This is a genomic window from Bdellovibrio sp. KM01 (assembly GCF_013752535.1).
Classification (GTDB): Bacteria; Bdellovibrionota; Bdellovibrionia; order Bdellovibrionales; family Bdellovibrionaceae; genus Bdellovibrio.
The window spans coordinates 2,315,859-2,332,997 of record NZ_CP058348.1 but is presented as its reverse complement, the minus strand read 5'-3'; the positions used below and the strand labels follow the sequence as shown (position 1 = coordinate 2,332,997).

Genomic DNA, 17,139 nt, shown 5'->3' with positions numbered 1-17,139 from the left:
CTCAGACCCCTGTAAAAACCGCACGGGTGGTCCCTTAGAACCCTAAATAAACAAAGGTGAGTACAGAAAGTGCTTTTAGGTGGCCTGGATTCCATGTAGAACCCACAGCGTCATTTGGAGCGTCATGAATACAACGGTTGCACGAATGGGCAAGTCTTTGTCCTTCGATACATTGGAGCGCATCCGCCAGGTTTCTCAGTTTTCAGAGAATCAGTGGCAGGAGCTTTTGGACCTGAGCTGGTGGGATTACACTCTTATCCGCACTGGTCAGCGCAAGCTATCTGAGCATTCGTTGATTCGTATTTCCGATCAGATTCTTTATTCGCCCGAGCAGATTCTTTTCGGGGAAGTCGACTATCACGATTTGCAAATTCGCGCGGATCAAAAGTCATCCTGGGCTTTGCCTGAACCTTATACCTATGCAAATTATGGCCGTCGTCGCACGACGATCACCACTTTTGAATATATCGAAAGATATCACGGTTGGAAGTTGCGCTTTGATATTTTAAAGCACTTGGGCTTAAGCGAGTCGGTTTTGCAGGATCCCTTTGCGACGATCAGCATGCGGGTGATTTCTGATACTCTCACTTACTTGGCGAAACGTCGTTTTCAAGCCAAAGACTTTTTTGCCATGGGGCTTTACACGTACGTTGGTAATGCCACCACAATCTTGGGTGATCATTATGGGCAGATGGCAAGCGCCCGAGAAATCATCGAGCACATGTGGAGTGATTGTCTTAAGTTTTATGAAAAGAACTGCCGTTATCGCTTTTTGAGTCTTGATGAGCAGGGAGCTTTGTTAGAAGTGACTTCGGAAAGAGACGTCGCAGATGAAATGCGCGTAAAACATCTGGGCAATGAACATGTCTGCCACTTGAAGGCGGGCATGATGGCATCTGCACCATTATATTTGGGTCAAGCTCAGGCCCGTGTAGTCGAAAAGTGCTGCGCTCACAAGGGAGCGCAAGCCTGCGTTTTCGAAATTACTTTTCAAAATCACAAACACTAAACCGCCAAAGGCATTTTCTTAATCTCTGCCGCACCAATTTCCACCCGGTTGTTCCAAACTTCAGCCCACATTTTTTCGGCAGCTACAGTCGCATCGTCGTTAAATTTCGTCGAGTGCATCACCAACACTGGTTCCTTCACTAAGTGGGCAACGTGGATGTGTGAAAGGGGAGCGCCGTTTGCTTCGAGGGGTCTGTGACCTAATTCGAAAAATAATTTTTCGGTACGAAAACGAAGAGTGCCCCCGATCACAACTTCATGCACGTTTTGCTCACGATAGACTTGGCGGTAAAAGGCGCGAAAAGCGTCTTTTAAGTTTATATTTGCAGGGACGTCGTAGTGTGGATTTTTTGTCCACGATCCTAGGTAAGCCAGGTTGCGATTTTCTTTTTCACAGCGAGAGATGATGCCATTCAGGACTTCAATATGCTCAGGCATTTTTGCGTTGGTCACTAGCGCCAGGCCCGGAAAAGTCTGATTGAATTCACGGCACTTGTTAAGAGATATTGTTTTGTATCCCATTACGGGGGTTAATTCCTGGTTGTCTTCTTTTGCAAAAAGCATCACGTGCGTCGCAAAAAAATCAGAAGTGTCCACAGGTAGAACGCCTTGCTGGTAGCAGCTTTCATAGCCTTTCTTTTTTAAAGTCACCATTTTTGCGAAGACATTTTGAGTGTCACTATTTTCCCAGTTTTCGATGGGAGAATCTAAAATCACAAGCTGAAATAAATCATTGAGGTTTTTCAAGATGGGCTCCGCTTTTACCATATCGAGTTAAAGCTAAATAAAATTTTATTAGTCTTCTTTCAGATTATCTGCATAAATAAATTGTTGTTGCACACAAAATTTTATTTCGTTCAAAAATAATTTGAAGGAGCTCATCATGGATCAACATTACAAAGAAAGATTTCTTCGCAGCATCGGCATTTTCACAGAAGCCCAGCTTGAGAAAATGAAAAACACAAAAATCGCTGTTGGTGGTTTGGGTTTGGGTGGTTCAATTTTTATCAATCTGGTTCGTATGGGATTTGAAAATTTCCATATTGCTGACCCGGATACTTTCGAAAGAACGAATATCAATCGTCAGCGTATGGCGAAAGAAACAACTATTGGTATGCGCAAGGACGAGTGTTCTTTGGCGGAAGCTCGCGCGATCAATCCTGCTGTGAAAATTAAAGTTTTCCCTGAGGGCGTTAAGAAAGCTAATTTGGATGAATTCTTAAAAGGTGTCGACTGGGTTGTGGACGTGGTGGATCTGTTTGCCATGGAAGATAAGCTGGCTTTGAATGTGGAAGCTCATAAACGTGGAATCCCCGTAGCCTCTTGTGCGACTTTGGGATTTTCTGGTTCTGTGGTGGTATTTAATAAAAACACTCCGTCATTTGCTGAGCAAACGGGGATTTCAGATAAACTTCCTTATGAAGAAAATCTGTCTCGATTCTTGCGCTTCATCTGTCCAGAAGTTCCGACATACCTCTGGGGTCAGTTGATTCATGCAATGGATCGCTCCTCTTATATTCCGTTTGTCACTCCTGGTGGGGAAACTTCGGCTGCGGTAGCTGCGTCGGAAATCGCGAAAAATGTTGTGGGTATGGGTAAAACTGTGCACTCTCCCAACGGAATTTTCGTGGATGTGGCCCAAGTGAAAACGACGATCTTTGAAGCGTCTTACAAAGCACGCGCTTTGAATATTCCTGAGAACTTGAAACACGCTGATAAACCGATTGTTGCCTAATGCCTCAGTCTCGAATTGTTGAAATTGTCGCTCCCGAATTAAATCTTCGGGACGGCAACCGCGTTTTTACTTCTTTGGAAGGGGAAAATCCCGGCGGCTCTATGAAAGATCATATGGTCGAAGGGGAGATCTCTTTTCTTTTTAATTCTGGACGAGTGGCAAAAGGCTCCATAATTTCTGAAGTCAGTGCGGGGAGTACAGCCGTTTCTTTAGCTCACTACTGCAAAGAGCGAGGGCTTCGCTGTACATTGTTCGTGCCAAAAACTGTTATGCCCTCCCTGGTGGAGTTTCTGACCTCCCAGGGTGCTGAAGTTTTTCAAGAGGACATGGCCAATATCTATCCCAACTACGAAAAGTTTTTGCTCGAGCAACCGGGAAGTGTTCGTTTTGATCAGCTTTTTGATTTTCAAAAGCGCCGTCACTATCATTCCCTGGGTCAGCGGGCTGCAGCGTTTATGGGAGCTGCCGTATCAGCCGTGATTGGGGCTGTCGGTACGGGGCACTCTTTGCTGGGAACCGCCGAAGGAGCGAAGGCGCATTGGGTGGTCAGCACCGAACCTCACGCAGGGTTTATGGTGTCTGGAGTTCGTAATATTGAACTCAATCGTTATGGCGAGCGGGATGAGTTGGGCCCCCAGGACTTCAATCAGCGAGTTCTGGTAGCAGAAGATCAGTTGCTAGGAACAGATGTGATAAAAACGGATGCCGGGATGGTGAAGGTCGGGCCTTCTTTTAAGTTGGTTTTGGCGGGAGTTCAGGAGTATTTGCACGGAAAAAGTCAGCAAAGCATTTTCGCTTTAGGGGCTTCTCTGAAACGTGTTTAGTTCAATATTTTCAAAGACTTGTTTAGATCCCTTGCTGGTTAGCAATGTAACTGCTCGGGGCTTAAGCAAATGCGTACTTTTCGGTATAAAAAATATAATACAAAAGATAAGTTTTAGAGGCGCTCTATCCCATAAGGTAAAACTAAACCTTATTTCATGTGAGGGACGAAATGGCCGGTCAAATTCAGCTTTCGGAGATTGAAGCAGAGATGTGGAAGCACATCTTCTTTGCAACGCATCTGCCGATTCTTATCACGACTCGGGATGAGCGTGTGCTGCATTTAAACGATTCAGCCCGCGACCTTCTTGGTTTTGAAGACGAGACCGCCGATCACAAACTAGATAAATTACTGGCGCGTTTAAATCCTTCTTTGCGCCAAATGATTCGTGTTCAAAAAGTGTTGGCGCCATCTCCCTACAATGAACATCTTTTGATCTATCTCCACGACACGCGCGAAAACTATTATGCCGAACGCCTTTTGACGTTTTATGCAACCACACTGAAATCACTGGATAGGAATTTTGATTTAACGGCGTGTTGTAACTCCGTAATCACTGCAGCTGCGGAAGTAGCCATTGAAAATATGGCGGATTGGTGTCGCATAGATTTGCGTGAAGACTTAGGAGTCGGGCCTGGCACCGTGGCTCACAAGCACCCCGCACTCGTGCCGTTTTTAAAAGAGCTTCAAGATATCGGCTTTGATAATGCCGACGATGTTTTAAGTCCTCTGAAGGTTTTGCGCTCAGGCGCATCTGTTTTTCACGAAGACATCCTGCCAGAAATGTTTCGCATGCTTTCCGTTTCGCCGCGCACTTTTGCATTGTTTACGAAAGTGGGGTTGCGCTCTTACATCTGCATGCCCATCAAACAAAATGGCGACACCATTGGTTGTGTGACCTTGGCGCGCGCGCCGGGTTCTGCCAATTTTGATGCGGTCGATGCGATGATGGCTGAAGAGTTTGCGAACAAACTTGCGGTAAATATCGAAAGAGCGCTGCTCTATAAAAATCTTGCTGAAATGAAAAACGCGGCCGAGGCTGCGAATCGCGCGAAAACGAATTTTATCGCGAACGTCAGTCATGAAATTCGCACACCGTTGGGAGCTATCGTAGGTTTCTCGGATCTGTTGACGAATTCGACTTCGACAGTTGCTGAACGTCAGGACTGGGCGGCGAAAGTTCGCACCAACAGCACCTATTTACTAAGAATCATTGATGACATCCTGGATATTTCCAAAGTCGAAGCCGGTAAAGTGGAGCTTGAAATCAGTGAGGTGGATTTGCGCGAACTTTTGCGTGAGCTGAGTTTGTTCGCTGATTCCCGTACTGCCAGCAAAGATGTACAGTTTGAAGTTATCATCGAATCGGCCGTGCCTCGTTTTATTAAATCCGATGCGACTCGTTTGTCGCAGATTTTGTCCAACTTGATTGGCAATGCCATTAAGTTCACAAGTTCGGGTTTCGTACGTTTAAGCGTCAGTAAATCCGAGACTCATCAGTCCCTAAGTTTTGAGATCACGGATTCCGGTATTGGGATCAGCCCAGCCCAAGCTGGAATTTTATTTCAGCCGTTTACGCAAGCCGATGCTTCTCATACGCGCCAGTTTGGTGGCACGGGCTTGGGCCTGGCTTTGTCACGCACGTTGGCTCGTCGTTTAGGTGGAGACTTGGTATTGATGGATTCTGAACTGGGTAAGGGAAGTTCCTTTCTGGTGACTGTGGATTGTATTTGTCCTGAGAATGGACCGGTATTTACGAATCTGTCGGAACAAGATAACGAGCACAAAATCAGGATCATGGATGTCACGTCATTGGATTTTGCGACTGCTTTGCAGGGGCGCGAAATCTTGTTGGTTGAAGACTCTTCGGACATTCAGGCCTTGCTTCAACGTTTCCTTGAAGGTGCGGGCGCAAAGATTTCTATTGCAAGCAACGGTGACGAAGGGGTGCAGGCTGCGCGCCTTAAAAACTATGACGTGATTTTGATGGATGTCCAAATGCCAATCAAAGATGGTTGCCAGGCGACCATGGAGCTTCGTTCAGAGGGGTACTCCAACTTGATCGTGGCGTTGACGGCAAATGCGATGAAAGAAGAGCGTGATCGCTGTTTGGCAGCGGGCTTTGATGCGCATTTAAGTAAGCCTATCCGTCGTCATGATTTGATTCAAAAGCTGATGGGTTTTTTGGGGCAGTTTGAAAAACGCCAGAGCGAAATAACGCCCTCGGTTTAAAATCTGATATACAAGTGAAAATTGACGCCCGGATTTCTGACAAAGTCATGCTCTTCAGAAAAATCGATATTGGGCTGAATCTGATAATCCAAAATATTCTTATATAAAATCTGACTAAAGGCCGCTGAAAAGTTGTACGAGTACAAGTGGTAATTCGGGCGATTTTTCGACGTAAAGAAAATATTGTAAGAGATGCTCGACATCTTGCTAAACCACTGCCCCAGGGCCACACCGTTCGTCACCGTATAAGTGGCAATCCTGTCTTCATAATCCCCCTCGTTGACGAAGGTTAAACTGAAGCGGCGAGAAAGCGTAAAGTTAAAATTCAGTGCCTGGAACATCCCGGTTCCCTTGTCCGCATCTGCGTAAAATTGCAACTTGGGATTGATCCGATAGGATTTTGATTTTTCCACGATGCTTTCAAACGTCAAAGTGTGAGAAATCTTAAGCGGTAAAGAAAACGAAATACGGGGTTGGTAGGATGTTCTGACATTTCCCAGTTGTCTGAAAAATCCGAAGGTCGCCCCGGCATTACGCTGACGGGGTTGATTTCTGAGGTATTCCTGACTCACACCACGCTCGGCTGTTTCGTCATAGGAAGTAAATGTCACTTGCCAGTATTCTTCCACATTCGGCAGACGTAAATAGAAGTCAAAGCTTAGATCGTTTCTTAACCCCTCCAGTGAGTTATAGTACGACGCTGTTTCAAAAACCGCTGATGTGGTATTGGGTCTTTCGGTATACTGTTGTCCCGCCAAAAACAGATCCATACTGTCCGCCATGTTATCAAAGAAGCGCGAGACATAGATGTTACTGTTGATGAAGTCTTCTTCCAGCGTGGTTTTATCGTCCGGAGGAGTTTCATTTTTGGCGGCCTGGGTGGGCATGAGCCATAAAAAGACCGTCATTGTTGCTGCCAACAATGCAAATTTTTTTATATATAAAGATAATGATTTTTTACTCATCAACCATTAGGCTCCAGTTATGGTCTATCTTAAACGGACACTTTCCATTCTGTCTCTGAGTATCTTTATTCTGTGTGCAGATTTTGCTGAAGCCTATGTGCCTCAGCGGGGAAATGTCATGGCCTATGTCGGTCCTTATTTCTCTCGCACAATTTATGACGGAGATTATTCGGACTTGAATGAAACCATGCCGGGGCTTGCCTTGGTCGCTTCTGGTGATGTGAGCGATCACGGCGCTCTGGAGATGGCAGCGGTTTATTTTAATAAATATTATTTCCGCGACGAGGCGGCGGGTCGCTCGGTTATCGAGAAAACTCAGGCGATGCAGGTGACCATTGCTTATCGCCGTTACTGGGCACCTTCTTTTTCAACTTCGTTGGGAATTTATACGACTTATCCTATGGGAGGAGTCAAAACCGTCCACACGGATTTCACTCCCGCCGAAGGAATTCAAACCTCTGCTTGGTCATCTTCAGAAAGTGGCGCAAATCTGGCCCTTGAAGGAGAAATTTGGAACGCGGGATTGTGGGCCGTGATGGCGGATGCCAGATACACTTATGCGGTGTCTAAGCAGCCCAACGAATATTCTGATCAGTATGCATTTATGATCGGGCTTCGCTATTTCATTCAAAGCCGAGTGGAAAAACCAAAAGCGCTAGCGCCGATGGAAGAAAAAAAGCCAGCAGAGATAAAAACCGCGCCTGAAAACAAAGCGGATGAGACGGCCCCTCCGGAGAAGGGCACAATGAAGCCTAAGAAAAAGCGTTAAGCTTTTTCAGTCACGGCCAAATATTTTTTCTCGAACCAGAAAGTTCCAAAGGGCAGGACCGCTGCAAAGAACGCTTTGATGCGCGTTTTGGCAGACCAGTTTAATTCTCCCGCCAAAAAGTTTGCGAAAAGCACATAGGCCACGAACAAGAAACCATGGATCGGTCCCATCGCTTTAACCATCGCCGGATTGTGAGCCATATACTTAACTGGCATCGCAATGAACAATAGAATTAGAAATGAAGCCCCTTCGAGCCAACCCAATACTCTGAATGCTTGAACCATAAATCACCTCGTTTGATCTTGAGAGGGATAACTTGAAGTTTCAGCAAGCGCATCCAAAATCTCCGCGTTAATTCCGCAACAATTTACTGCGTTTATCAAATGTTTATGGAATGCTTTGTAGTATGTATCGATTCTGGCAAAGATTGCTTCGTTTATTTTCTGGTAATGTATTTGATATCTACACGGATGGTAGCCTTAAACACGGTAAAGGTGCATGGGCTTACGTGATCTGCCGTCGTGGCAAAATCATCAGTGAAGATTCTGCAGGACAAAAGAAAACTTCCAGCAACCGTATGGAATTTCAAGCGGCTATCGAGGCTTTAAAGGCTTTGCCTGAAAACAGCCGCGCAAGGCTTTATACCGACTCTCGAGTCATGCTTGAAGCTTTGGAAAAAAGTCCGCGGTGGAGTGACAATGGCTGGGTTAAAAATCAAGGGCAGCCGATTCCAGAGGTGGATTTGATTCGTGAACTATACACGCTTCAGCGGCAGCATCGTATCGAATGGCGCTGGGTGAAGGCGCACTCTGGCATTGAGTTTAACGAAAGATGTGACGAACTTTGTATTCGTGCTAGAAGCAAAGATCTGGAGATCTGATTATGAATTTCGAAAACGACAATGAACTGGAAAAAAATCCTCAGCCACCCATGGTAATCCCTGTGGATCAGCTTTCTGCGGAAGTGGTTGATGCGGTGATTGAGGCGTTTATTTTGCGTGAAGGCACCGACTACGGTGTGATCGAAATTTCTTTAGACAAAAAGAAAGAACAGGTTCGTAAACAGCTGCAGAAAAATGACATCCGTATTGTTTACGATTTCAATACAGAGTCAGTCACGATGATGACCGACTCTGATTGGAAAAAGCTTACTGGCAATTTACGTTAGCCCATGCATTGACAAAGAAATACGGTGGAGTCGCATAAACCCAAGCCGTGCGGTATTGGAATGGCCCAACCCAGTCAGCAAACCAAGCATTCACTACAAAACCATTTTGAACTTGGCCAGTCACGTAACCTTGGCAGTAAACTGTGAAACCAGTCGGGTTGTACATAGTAACAGCCGCTTGGTAACCATTGATTTGATAATTCCACTGAGGCACCCACGCGAAAGCCGCTGTGGAGATGAACAAAGAAGCTACAGTCGCTAAAAGAAAACGCATAACAATCCCTTCATTGAAAAGTTATAGATAGGTAGGGGTTAATGAGAAAAAGCCCCGCAATCAATCAAATTGCGACGGGAATAGACGATTGCCCCTTATGAGGGGATTAATTGAAATCTGACTGAAAATGATGCGCCGCAATTAATGTAAAAACTAATTCTGCCTACAAATAAAATTACATGAACATGTTGCGCAGGATTCTTCCGCCAAACGTAAGCCAGATATAAAAGCCTGCACAGTTAAAGAAAAAGGCCATGACTAAACGAGTGCGGGAAAGTCTTGAAAGGGGCATTTCTTTGCCAAGAACACGGAATCCCAAAAGCATTGAATACAGATTGCAGACAACGGGAATCAATACACAGCCCAAAACCGCATTCACCAGACATTGCTTGGCCATCGCTTGGCTTTCCGCCAGGGCTTGATCCTTGGCGAGTTCTTCCTCTTCCTGACCTGCGATCTTTAAACGATGGGAATCTTGCAGTTCTTCCAAAGTTTGTGAAGCTTGCAGAAATTCTTCTTCAGGAATATCGATAATCAATTTTCCCAGGAATTGTTCCAAATGAGGCGCAACCGCACGGGTTTGTTCATCACGCAAGCGTGGGTGAAATCCCTGGGCCACCAAAAAAGATTTCACAACCTGTGCTTGGGGAAAGTCTGCGACTTCAGTCAAAAAAACATAAGTGCTCATGACTCTATGGTATCGACAAAACTAATTTTAGAGCAAGTCACACTCTGATTTTCGAGCTGCAGGGAATCAATATGGACACTAAGAGTGGGTGAAGAAAACGAAACTCCAGACGGAGTACACGGATGCGACTATTAAAATGACGCCGGCAATACGCTGGTGGCGCATTGGAATTTGACTTAAACCTTTTTGAATCATTGAGGGCAGGATGCTAAGTGCTGGCAAGCCACCGACCCAGAATAAAAACATCAATGCGCCACCCATCAATGGATTTTGCATGGCGATCGCCGCAGTCACATAAGTATAAAGCCAGCCACAGGGAAGAAGGCCTGTTAAGAATCCCACCACAATTCCAGATTGGTTTAAGTGAAATTTTCTAAGCTGACGAAAGACTTTCATCAAACCGTGAGGGTCCACTTTCGGAATTAATTTCTGAGTGAACGAGGGAGCGAGCAGGCGAAGTCCCATGCTAAGTAAAACCACCGCAAATAAAACTGCAGAGGCCGTTCTTAGCCACGCGTATTGGGAGTCGAGTAGAAACTGTCCCAAGCCACCCGCAAGGACTCCCAGGGATACGTAGGCAATCAATCTTCCCAGGTGATACGACAGAAGGGATTTACGGTCTCCCATCAAGCAGGAGATCGGCCCGCACATCGCAGCACAGTGCCAGCTTCCGAAAAAGCTGGTGCTGAGAATTCCTAATGCGAGCAGCATTCCTGAGTTCATATTCCTTGAGGTCCCACGATGATAAGTTCTTTGTCACTGCGATTTACCACATCACCATGACGGCTTTCGATTGTCACCCGGGATATAATCTTGCCGTGTGTTCCTTTGAAGCTGCTTTCAGGCAGGCGCACAAAGAAATACCATTCGTGCGTTCCTTGTGGTTTCAAAACTTTTGGATTTTCACCTATCGTCAGCTTCGCACCTGATTTAATTAACTCGGGATCAATCGAAAGCGTATAAGATGTCTCTTCGCGCTCTTGATTCTGGATATGAATCTTGAATTGATTTTGAATCACGTCTTTCGTTTCGCCCTCTTGCACATAGGAATATGGCAAACCCTGACCACGCAATAATGTCCAATGGAAAGGGGAGCGGGTTGCGATCGCATAGGAAAGACCGGAAATTAAAATCAGCAAAGCCCCCATGTAAACCAAGGGACGTGGGCGAGTCAGTTTGATTTTGCTGAAGTCCAAAGTGTCGTAACGAATCAGACCTTTTGGTTTTTTAACTTTCTCCATAATTTCGTCACAGGCATCCACGCAAGCTGTGCACGCAATACATTCCATTTGCAGACCATTGCGAATATCAATACCTGTAGGGCAGGCATTCACACAGCGATTGCAGGCGACACAGTCACCTTGGGCTTCGCCGGGCTGATTGCGACCACGTCGAGGTTCACCACGTTTTACGTCGTAAATAACTGCCAAAGATTTATTGTCGATTAAAAGAGATTGAAAGCGGCCATAGGGGCACATGATCACGCAGAACTGTTCGCGGAACCAGCCAAAGTCAAAAAGCACAGCACCAGTTACCAAAGAGACTAAAATAAAATATGTCCAGTTGTCGCCCGGGGGTTGCTCCATCATATGTAGCAAGTCTTTTGCCCCCACAAAGTAGGCAATGAAGCTGTGAGCAATCAACGAAGACACCACAGTGAACAACACCCACTTGGTTCCGCTTTTTTTTATTTTATTGAACGACATGGATTCATCTCGAAGTTTACGACGTTCAATATAGTTACCTTCCGTCCATTGCTCGATACGACGGAAAACAGATTCAATAAAGACGGTTTGGGGGCAAGCCCAGCCACACCAAACTCGACCCCAAATGGCAGTGACAAAGGCCAAGCCAATCACCAGGGTGCCGATAATAAAAAATAATAATGGAGCATCGTGGGCGTGAAACAAAAGACCAAAGAAAGAAAATTCGCGGTCAGGAATATTGATCAGGATTGTTTGCACGCCGCGGATCGTAGTCCACGGCAGTGCCAGAAAAATCACCAGCAAGACAGCATGCACCCAGGTGCGATGCTTTTTATAGAACCCCTTTACTTCAGCAGGAATGATAGCGATGTGATCGCCGTGCTCGTCAACAGAGGTAAGGAGGTTCGGGTCTAAGCTCATTTCACTTCTTCTCCTTGTGGAGGCTTAGCTCCAGCAGGTTTGGAATCTAGTTTCGTCATTATATACTTTGCGACGGAATAAAGCTCCTCGCGTTTCAGGACTGGGCCCCAGGGCGGCATACCTTTGTCCGCGGCACCTTCACGAATAACTTTGACGATATCCATGCGAGTGCCTTTTCCGTGAATCCAGAAGTGATCGGTCAAGTTTGGACCGATCAAACCTTGCAATTCCTGACCGTGGCAAGCGGCGCATTTGCCAGCGAAAACAGCGGCACCAGCGTTCGCATCGATCTTTTCAAAGGCTTCTTTTAAAGAGTCCTCTGTTTCAGCTGGGGCCGATGCCTGTTGAGTAGCTTTTTCTTTTTCCAAGGCCGTCATATGAATCGCTAGTTCGTCTTGCAATGTGATGCCACCACCAAACTGATAGTGCAGGAAGTAAAGAGAAGCAAAGATGATCGTCAGAAAGAACGTCCACAACCACCACGTCGGCAGTGGATTGTCATGTTCAATGATGCCGTCGTATTCGTGGAAGAGCTGTTTATAGCCTTCTGGATTTGGATTGTTATTGTCTTGCATCTGTGAACTCCTGATCTCTCAAAGGCATATTCTGCATTTCATTGTAGAAGTGCTTGCTGTTTTTGCGAAATACCCAAACCAATACACAAATAAAGAACACGAAAAAAATCATCAGACCAATAGAAGTTAAATGAAGATCCGTGAAGTATTTTAATCCTTCTTGTTTCATTGTGCTTTTCCTTTCTGACCCAGGGCTTGAAGGTAGGCGATCAGGGCGATGATTTCTTTTTTCTCCATGCCTTTTGGGCCACCATTCGCTTCAATATCCGCTGCGATTTCTTTTGCCTGTTTTTGAGCGATCCCATCGGCATTGGCGACTGTGTCGTCGTCATACGGCACACCTAATCTTCTTAGGACAGACAATTCTTTGCGCAGGCGCAGGAAGTCTGTGTCTTTATCCGCAAGCCATGGATAGTTCGGCATGATACTCGCTGGAGTGACAGTGCGAGGATCCATCATGTGACTGAAGTGCCACAAGTTTGGATATTTCTTACCGACGCGAGCCAGATCAGGGCCGGTACGCTTTGAACCCCATTGGAAAGGGTGATCCCACATGGATTCTTCAATTGTTGAAGCATTTCCGTAACGAAGGACTTCAGAAACAATCGGACGAATCTGTTGCGAGTGGCAGACGTAGCAACCTTCTTTTTGATAAATACTGCGACCTGCGATTTCCAATGCCGTATAGGGCTCGGTCACGTTTGTCGGTGTGATGTACTTATGCAAAGACAGTGTTGGATAAATTTCAATAAACGATCCCACAGCGATGGCCAGGAATGCCAAGACCGAGAACACGAAGCCCATACCTTCCAATTTACGGTGTCCTGTGCCTGGAATCTCGTTGTAACCCGTGCGAGTGACTTCAACGGCTTCTTCTTTGACTTGTTTTGGAGCCAGTTTGATCGTCATGTAGATGTTGTAGCACATCAACAAGAAACCAATCAGGAAGAGCATTCCACCTAAAGCACGCACCCAATAAAGTGGAATGATACGCACCACTGTTTCGATAAAGTCCGGGTAAACCAGAGTGCCGTCTTTATTTACAGCTCTCCACATCAAACCTTGAGTGATACCTGCCACGACCATCGACACGTAATACATGATGACGCCAAGAAGACCCATCCAGAAATGGTTTTCTAAAAGCTTTTTGGAATAAAGCTCGGTCTTCCACAAGCGTGGAATCATGTAATACAAAATACCGAACGTTAAGAAACCATTCCAACCTAATGTGCCCGAATGAACGTGTCCAATGATCCAGTCAGTGTAATGTCCAAGAGCGCTTACTGATTTGATTGAAAGAAGTGGACCTTCGAAAGTCGACATACCATAGAACGTTAGCGCTGCGACAAAGAATTTAAGCAGCGGTTGGGTGCGGAGCAAGTTCCAGGAACCTTTCAAAGTCAAAAGACCATTGATCATACCACCCCATGATGGAGCCCAGAGCATGACCGAGAAAATCATTCCCAATGTTTGCGCCCACTCCGGCATCGAAGTGTACAGCAAGTGATGGGGGCCGGCCCAGATATAGATGAATACCAAAGACCAAAAATGCACGATCGACAGGCGGTACGAATACACCGGGCGGTTCGCTGCTTTCGGAACATAGTAATACATCAAACCCAAAAATGGTGTGGTCAGGAAAAAGGCCACGGCATTATGACCGTACCACCATTGAACCATGGCATCTTGAATTCCGGCATAGACCGGGAAGGACTTCATGAAATCCACGGGAATCTCAATCGAGTTCACGATGTGCAAAACCGCCACAGTGATGATTGTGGAAATATAGAACCACAAAGCCACATACAGATGTTTTTCCCGACGACGATGTATCGTCATAAAGAAGTTCACGGCAAAGATCACCCACACCACCGCAATGGCGATATCGATCGGCCATTCCAGCTCAGCATATTCTTTGGCTTGGGAGTACCCCAATGGCAAAGTGATCGCGGCCGCAACGATGATAAGTTGCCAGCCCCAAAAGTGCATGCGGGACAAAAGATCCGAGAACATGCGCGCTTTAAGCAGGCGCTGAGAAGAATGATAGATCCCGGCAAAGATCGCATTACCACCGAAGGCAAAGATCGCAGCGTTGGTGTGCAGCGGTCTCAGTCGGCCAAAGGTAATCCATTCTAAATTCAAGTTCGCCGGCCACCAAGGAATTTGGATAGCAGCGATAACGCCAAAAAGAAATGCAGCCACAGCCCATATCATGGTAGCGATTGCGAACTTCTTTACTATATCGTCGTCGTAGATAATTCTTTCGACGACATTACTTTGTGTGTTCACGTTCAGTCCTTTCGTTTTCATCTAAAAGCATACGGTGAGCGGGTGTTTCCAGGTCATCAAACTGACCCTTCTTGTTGGCCCAGAAAAAGGCATACAAGAATCCAACACCCAGGAGTAACGCCATTGGTATCATCAGTATGATAATGTTCATCGCATCCCCCAAAGAGAGGTTAGTACAATCAACACGGAGCTGATCGGCATCAGGATCGCTGCCATCATTGGATTAATAAGTCCTAAAAGTGCGGCGGCTCCACCCAGGCAATTATAGACCAGGGAAACCGTCAAAGTTTTTGCCATCACATTGCGAGTTGTTTCTGTCAGGGCAAAAAGATCCATCAGGGGTTGCAGCCCCCCACGAGTGAAATAAATATCCGCATGTTGCAAGCTTAAATCGACGCTGCCTTTAACCGCGATACCAACTGTGGCATTTTGAAGAGACAGGGAATCGTTAGCGCCGTCGCCAATCATGCAACTGTCAGGATAATTTCTAATCAACTCGTATTTGGCTTGTGGATTTAAATCTCCATAAGCATTTTGCGAAGGAATATTGCAGTGAAAAGCCGCCTCTTTCGCGCGTACGGATTTATCTCCGGAAATCAAGAAAGTATGAAGCCCGCGTTTTTGCAGTTCATTCACGATACGAGCAGAGTCTTCACGCAGGCGGTCTGCGAAATACAACTGACAAACGCTGCGATGGTTTTTTAAAACCTCAACAGCGATCTGGCTTCCAGGCAATGTCGTGTTGTAAGGAAAAATTTCGTAAAGATCATCGCCCACATAACCGCGAACACCTTGCCCCAGAATCTCTTGGGCGTTGGTTACGTTTTTTGCAGCGGGAATATGGCCCCAGGCTTTGCGAAGGGCAAAAGCCACGGGATGGTGAGAGTGAGCTTCCAGCGCCAAGACGATTTGTTGCACGCTTACGGGCAGGGATTCAGGCGCAGAGTTAACTAAAGTCAGACTGCCTTCGCTAAGTGTACCGGTTTTGTCAAAAAAGATATTTTTCAGATCCAGGATTTTTTCAAACGTATTGGCACTTTTCATCAAGATGCCCATACGTTGAGCTTTTTTAATCGCAAGGCCCAAAGTCAAAGGTGAGCCAAAGGCCAAAGCGCAAGGGCAGGCGATCACAATCAAAGCCAGTGAACGTTGAAAGGCCTCCAGCGGATCTACGAAAGAGTAAAGAGCTAAAAACACGGCCGCTAGCCCAAATACGATCGCAATCAATCTTTGCGCCAGACGATCGGTTAAACTGACAAAGTTGCTTTTTTGATAGCTTTTTTGATCCAGGTCATTAAAGAGCTTACCAATCTGACTGTTTTCGAAAGTGGAGCTGGCTTGTACTTTAATATTTTCACTTAAAAGTTTTGTTCCCCCCAGCAAAGTCATGCCGGAAGAATAAATTTGCGGCAAAGATTCGCCATTGAATAAAGACAGATCCACGGTGGCACAATCACTTAAGAGCACGCAGTCTGTTGGCAAAGTTTGATTTTGCTTAATAACCAGAGTGTCGTGCAGACGGATGTGGTTCCACGGAATAAGATCCGTGTGATCATGTGTCAGACGTTCATAAGTCTGGTCTTTAAAATATGTCTGCATACGTGCTGGCGCGAGATAGTTCTGTTGCACTCTTTTTAGTAGATAACGGGCGCTTAAAATTAAGAATAAAAAGCTCGCTGTGCTGTCATAATAAATACCATCTCGTTTGTGGAAAAAGTTCCAAGTGGAAAAGATAAATCCGCTTAACATGGCGATTGTAATTGGCAGGTCCACATTCATCATACGGAATTTTAAAGCGTTCAATGTGCCTTGATAAAATGGAACCGCGCTATAGCAAAGAATCGGTAAGAACAATGCCAAAGAAATGCCATTGAAAACATACGCCCAAGAACTTTCCAATCCCGCATAAATCGGAATGGTGAAAAGCATGATGTTCCCTGCGCAAAATCCCGCCACCGCAATTCGTTTTAGAAAAGTGCGATTTTCCTCTTTGTATTTTTCTTGAAGGTTGTCCTCAGGACTCAAGATTTTCGGTTCGTAACCAAGTTCTGCGATACTTTGTACGGCTTTTGCCAAAGAACCTGTTTCGCTTAACTTCACAGCAATTGTTGATTGACCAAAATTAGCGCGGGCTTCCAAAATTCCCGGGCAAAATTCAGGCAGCTTTTCTAAAAGATGCACACAAGATGAGCAATGCATGCCCTCGGCAAAAATTAGGTAGTCGTAATCCTTGCGTTCATCTTGTTTATAAAGGGCTTTAAATTGTGGTTGATCCAGGTGAGCGAAAGGATTTTCTTGGTCCAATTTAAGGGGGCCAACCTGGGTATCTAAGACCTTACAGGCTTCACAACAGTACTCAGCTCCATTTGAGGGGCTTTGACAGTATTTACAAGTGAGATGCCGATCGAGCTCCATGTGTAAAGTCTCCTAACATGTGCTGAGAACGTTATCGGGTAAATATGCGGAATTAGCAATGATGGCCGTCACA

19 protein-coding genes are annotated in these 17,139 nt (G+C 45.8%); 7 read left to right on the top strand and 12 right to left on the bottom strand.

Going from position 1 to position 17,139, the window contains the following annotated elements; genetic code table 11:
* Positions 1–124 precede the first annotated feature (124 nt).
* Positions 125–1,009 (top strand): hypothetical protein, encoded by an 885-nt coding sequence (locus HW988_RS11425; RefSeq protein ID WP_181604396.1) that lies wholly within the window; start codon positions 125–127, stop codon positions 1,007–1,009.
* On the opposite strand, the gene HW988_RS11420 is transcribed toward HW988_RS11425, so the two are convergent.
* Complete coding sequence (locus HW988_RS11420; protein ID WP_181604395.1) at positions 1,006–1,755, bottom strand: hypothetical protein; 750 nt, start codon at positions 1,753–1,755, stop codon at positions 1,006–1,008. The genes HW988_RS11425 and HW988_RS11420 overlap by 4 nt on opposite strands.
* Positions 1,756–1,891: 136 nt before the next feature.
* Between HW988_RS11420 and HW988_RS11415 the strand changes: the two genes are divergently transcribed.
* The 3 genes from HW988_RS11415 (at position 1,892) to HW988_RS11405 (ending at position 5,798) form a co-directional block, all read left to right on the top strand.
* On the top strand, positions 1,892–2,743 hold the full coding sequence (locus tag HW988_RS11415) for a ThiF family adenylyltransferase (protein ID WP_181604394.1): 852 nt from the start codon (positions 1,892–1,894) through the stop codon (positions 2,741–2,743).
* Positions 2,743–3,567, top strand: a complete 825-nt coding sequence (locus HW988_RS11410) for a pyridoxal-phosphate dependent enzyme (protein ID WP_181604393.1) — start codon at positions 2,743–2,745, stop codon at positions 3,565–3,567. The genes HW988_RS11415 and HW988_RS11410 overlap by 1 nt, the downstream gene beginning before the upstream one ends.
* Before the next feature lie 170 nt (positions 3,568–3,737).
* The gene (locus tag HW988_RS11405) at positions 3,738–5,798 is read left to right on the top strand and encodes an ATP-binding protein (RefSeq protein WP_181604392.1); all 2,061 of its coding nucleotides are present in this window, start codon (positions 3,738–3,740) and stop codon (positions 5,796–5,798) included.
* Here HW988_RS11405 and HW988_RS11400 read toward each other — a convergent pair.
* Entirely contained in the window at positions 5,795–6,763 is a 969-nt protein-coding gene (locus HW988_RS11400) for a hypothetical protein (protein WP_181604391.1), read from the bottom strand. The two genes, HW988_RS11405 and HW988_RS11400, sit on opposite strands and share 4 nt — an antisense overlap.
* Positions 6,764–6,782: 19 nt before the next feature.
* Here HW988_RS11400 and HW988_RS11395 point away from each other — a divergent pair, with 19 nt between their 5' ends.
* Complete coding sequence (locus HW988_RS11395) at positions 6,783–7,532, top strand: hypothetical protein (RefSeq protein ID WP_181604390.1); 750 nt, start codon at positions 6,783–6,785, stop codon at positions 7,530–7,532.
* On the opposite strand, the gene HW988_RS11390 is transcribed toward HW988_RS11395, so the two are convergent.
* The gene (locus HW988_RS11390; protein ID WP_181604389.1) at positions 7,529–7,816 is read right to left on the bottom strand and encodes a DUF3817 domain-containing protein; all 288 of its coding nucleotides are present in this window, start codon (positions 7,814–7,816) and stop codon (positions 7,529–7,531) included. The genes HW988_RS11395 and HW988_RS11390 overlap by 4 nt on opposite strands.
* A 122-nt stretch (positions 7,817–7,938) precedes the next feature.
* On the opposite strand from HW988_RS11390, the gene HW988_RS11385 reads away from it, so the two are divergent.
* Complete coding sequence (locus HW988_RS11385; RefSeq protein WP_181604388.1) at positions 7,939–8,412, top strand: ribonuclease H; 474 nt, start codon at positions 7,939–7,941, stop codon at positions 8,410–8,412.
* Positions 8,413–8,414: 2 nt separating this feature from the next.
* Positions 8,415–8,699: a YheU family protein gene (locus tag HW988_RS11380; protein WP_220128730.1), complete on the top strand. Its 285-nt coding sequence runs from the start codon at positions 8,415–8,417 to the stop codon at positions 8,697–8,699.
* Here the strand turns inward: HW988_RS11380 and HW988_RS11375 are convergent.
* The 9 genes from HW988_RS11375 to HW988_RS11335 all read right to left on the bottom strand — a co-directional run bounded on the left by HW988_RS11375 (position 8,680) and on the right by HW988_RS11335 (position 17,066).
* Positions 8,680–8,973, bottom strand: a complete 294-nt coding sequence (locus HW988_RS11375) for a hypothetical protein (protein ID WP_142700628.1) — start codon at positions 8,971–8,973, stop codon at positions 8,680–8,682. The genes HW988_RS11380 and HW988_RS11375 overlap by 20 nt on opposite strands.
* Before the next feature lie 175 nt (positions 8,974–9,148).
* Positions 9,149–9,661 (bottom strand): hypothetical protein, encoded by a 513-nt coding sequence (locus tag HW988_RS11370; RefSeq protein WP_181604387.1) that lies wholly within the window; start codon positions 9,659–9,661, stop codon positions 9,149–9,151.
* 78 nt (positions 9,662–9,739) lie between these two features.
* A complete protein-coding gene (locus tag HW988_RS11365) occupies positions 9,740–10,384 on the bottom strand; it encodes a sulfite exporter TauE/SafE family protein (protein WP_181604386.1) in 645 nt (214 codons plus the stop codon).
* Complete coding sequence (gene ccoG / locus HW988_RS11360; protein WP_181604385.1) at positions 10,381–11,787, bottom strand: cytochrome c oxidase accessory protein CcoG; 1,407 nt, start codon at positions 11,785–11,787, stop codon at positions 10,381–10,383. Before ccoG ends, HW988_RS11365 begins: the two co-directional genes overlap by 4 nt.
* Positions 11,784–12,362, bottom strand: a complete 579-nt coding sequence (locus HW988_RS11355) for a cbb3-type cytochrome c oxidase N-terminal domain-containing protein (protein ID WP_181604384.1) — start codon at positions 12,360–12,362, stop codon at positions 11,784–11,786. Before HW988_RS11355 ends, ccoG begins: the two co-directional genes overlap by 4 nt.
* Positions 12,349–12,531 (bottom strand): cbb3-type cytochrome c oxidase subunit 3, encoded by a 183-nt coding sequence (locus tag HW988_RS11350; RefSeq protein ID WP_181604383.1) that lies wholly within the window; start codon positions 12,529–12,531, stop codon positions 12,349–12,351. Before HW988_RS11350 ends, HW988_RS11355 begins: the two co-directional genes overlap by 14 nt.
* Positions 12,528–14,576: a cytochrome-c oxidase, cbb3-type subunit I gene (gene ccoN, locus HW988_RS11345; RefSeq protein ID WP_370468163.1), complete on the bottom strand. Its 2,049-nt coding sequence runs from the start codon at positions 14,574–14,576 to the stop codon at positions 12,528–12,530. The genes HW988_RS11350 and ccoN overlap by 4 nt, the downstream gene beginning before the upstream one ends.
* Before the next feature lie 58 nt (positions 14,577–14,634).
* A complete protein-coding gene (ccoS, locus tag HW988_RS11340; RefSeq protein ID WP_181604381.1) occupies positions 14,635–14,802 on the bottom strand; it encodes a cbb3-type cytochrome oxidase assembly protein CcoS in 168 nt (55 codons plus the stop codon).
* Positions 14,799–17,066: a cation-translocating P-type ATPase gene (locus tag HW988_RS11335; RefSeq protein ID WP_181604380.1), complete on the bottom strand. Its 2,268-nt coding sequence runs from the start codon at positions 17,064–17,066 to the stop codon at positions 14,799–14,801. The genes ccoS and HW988_RS11335 overlap by 4 nt, the downstream gene beginning before the upstream one ends.
* Between the last annotated feature and the right edge of the window lie 73 nt (positions 17,067–17,139).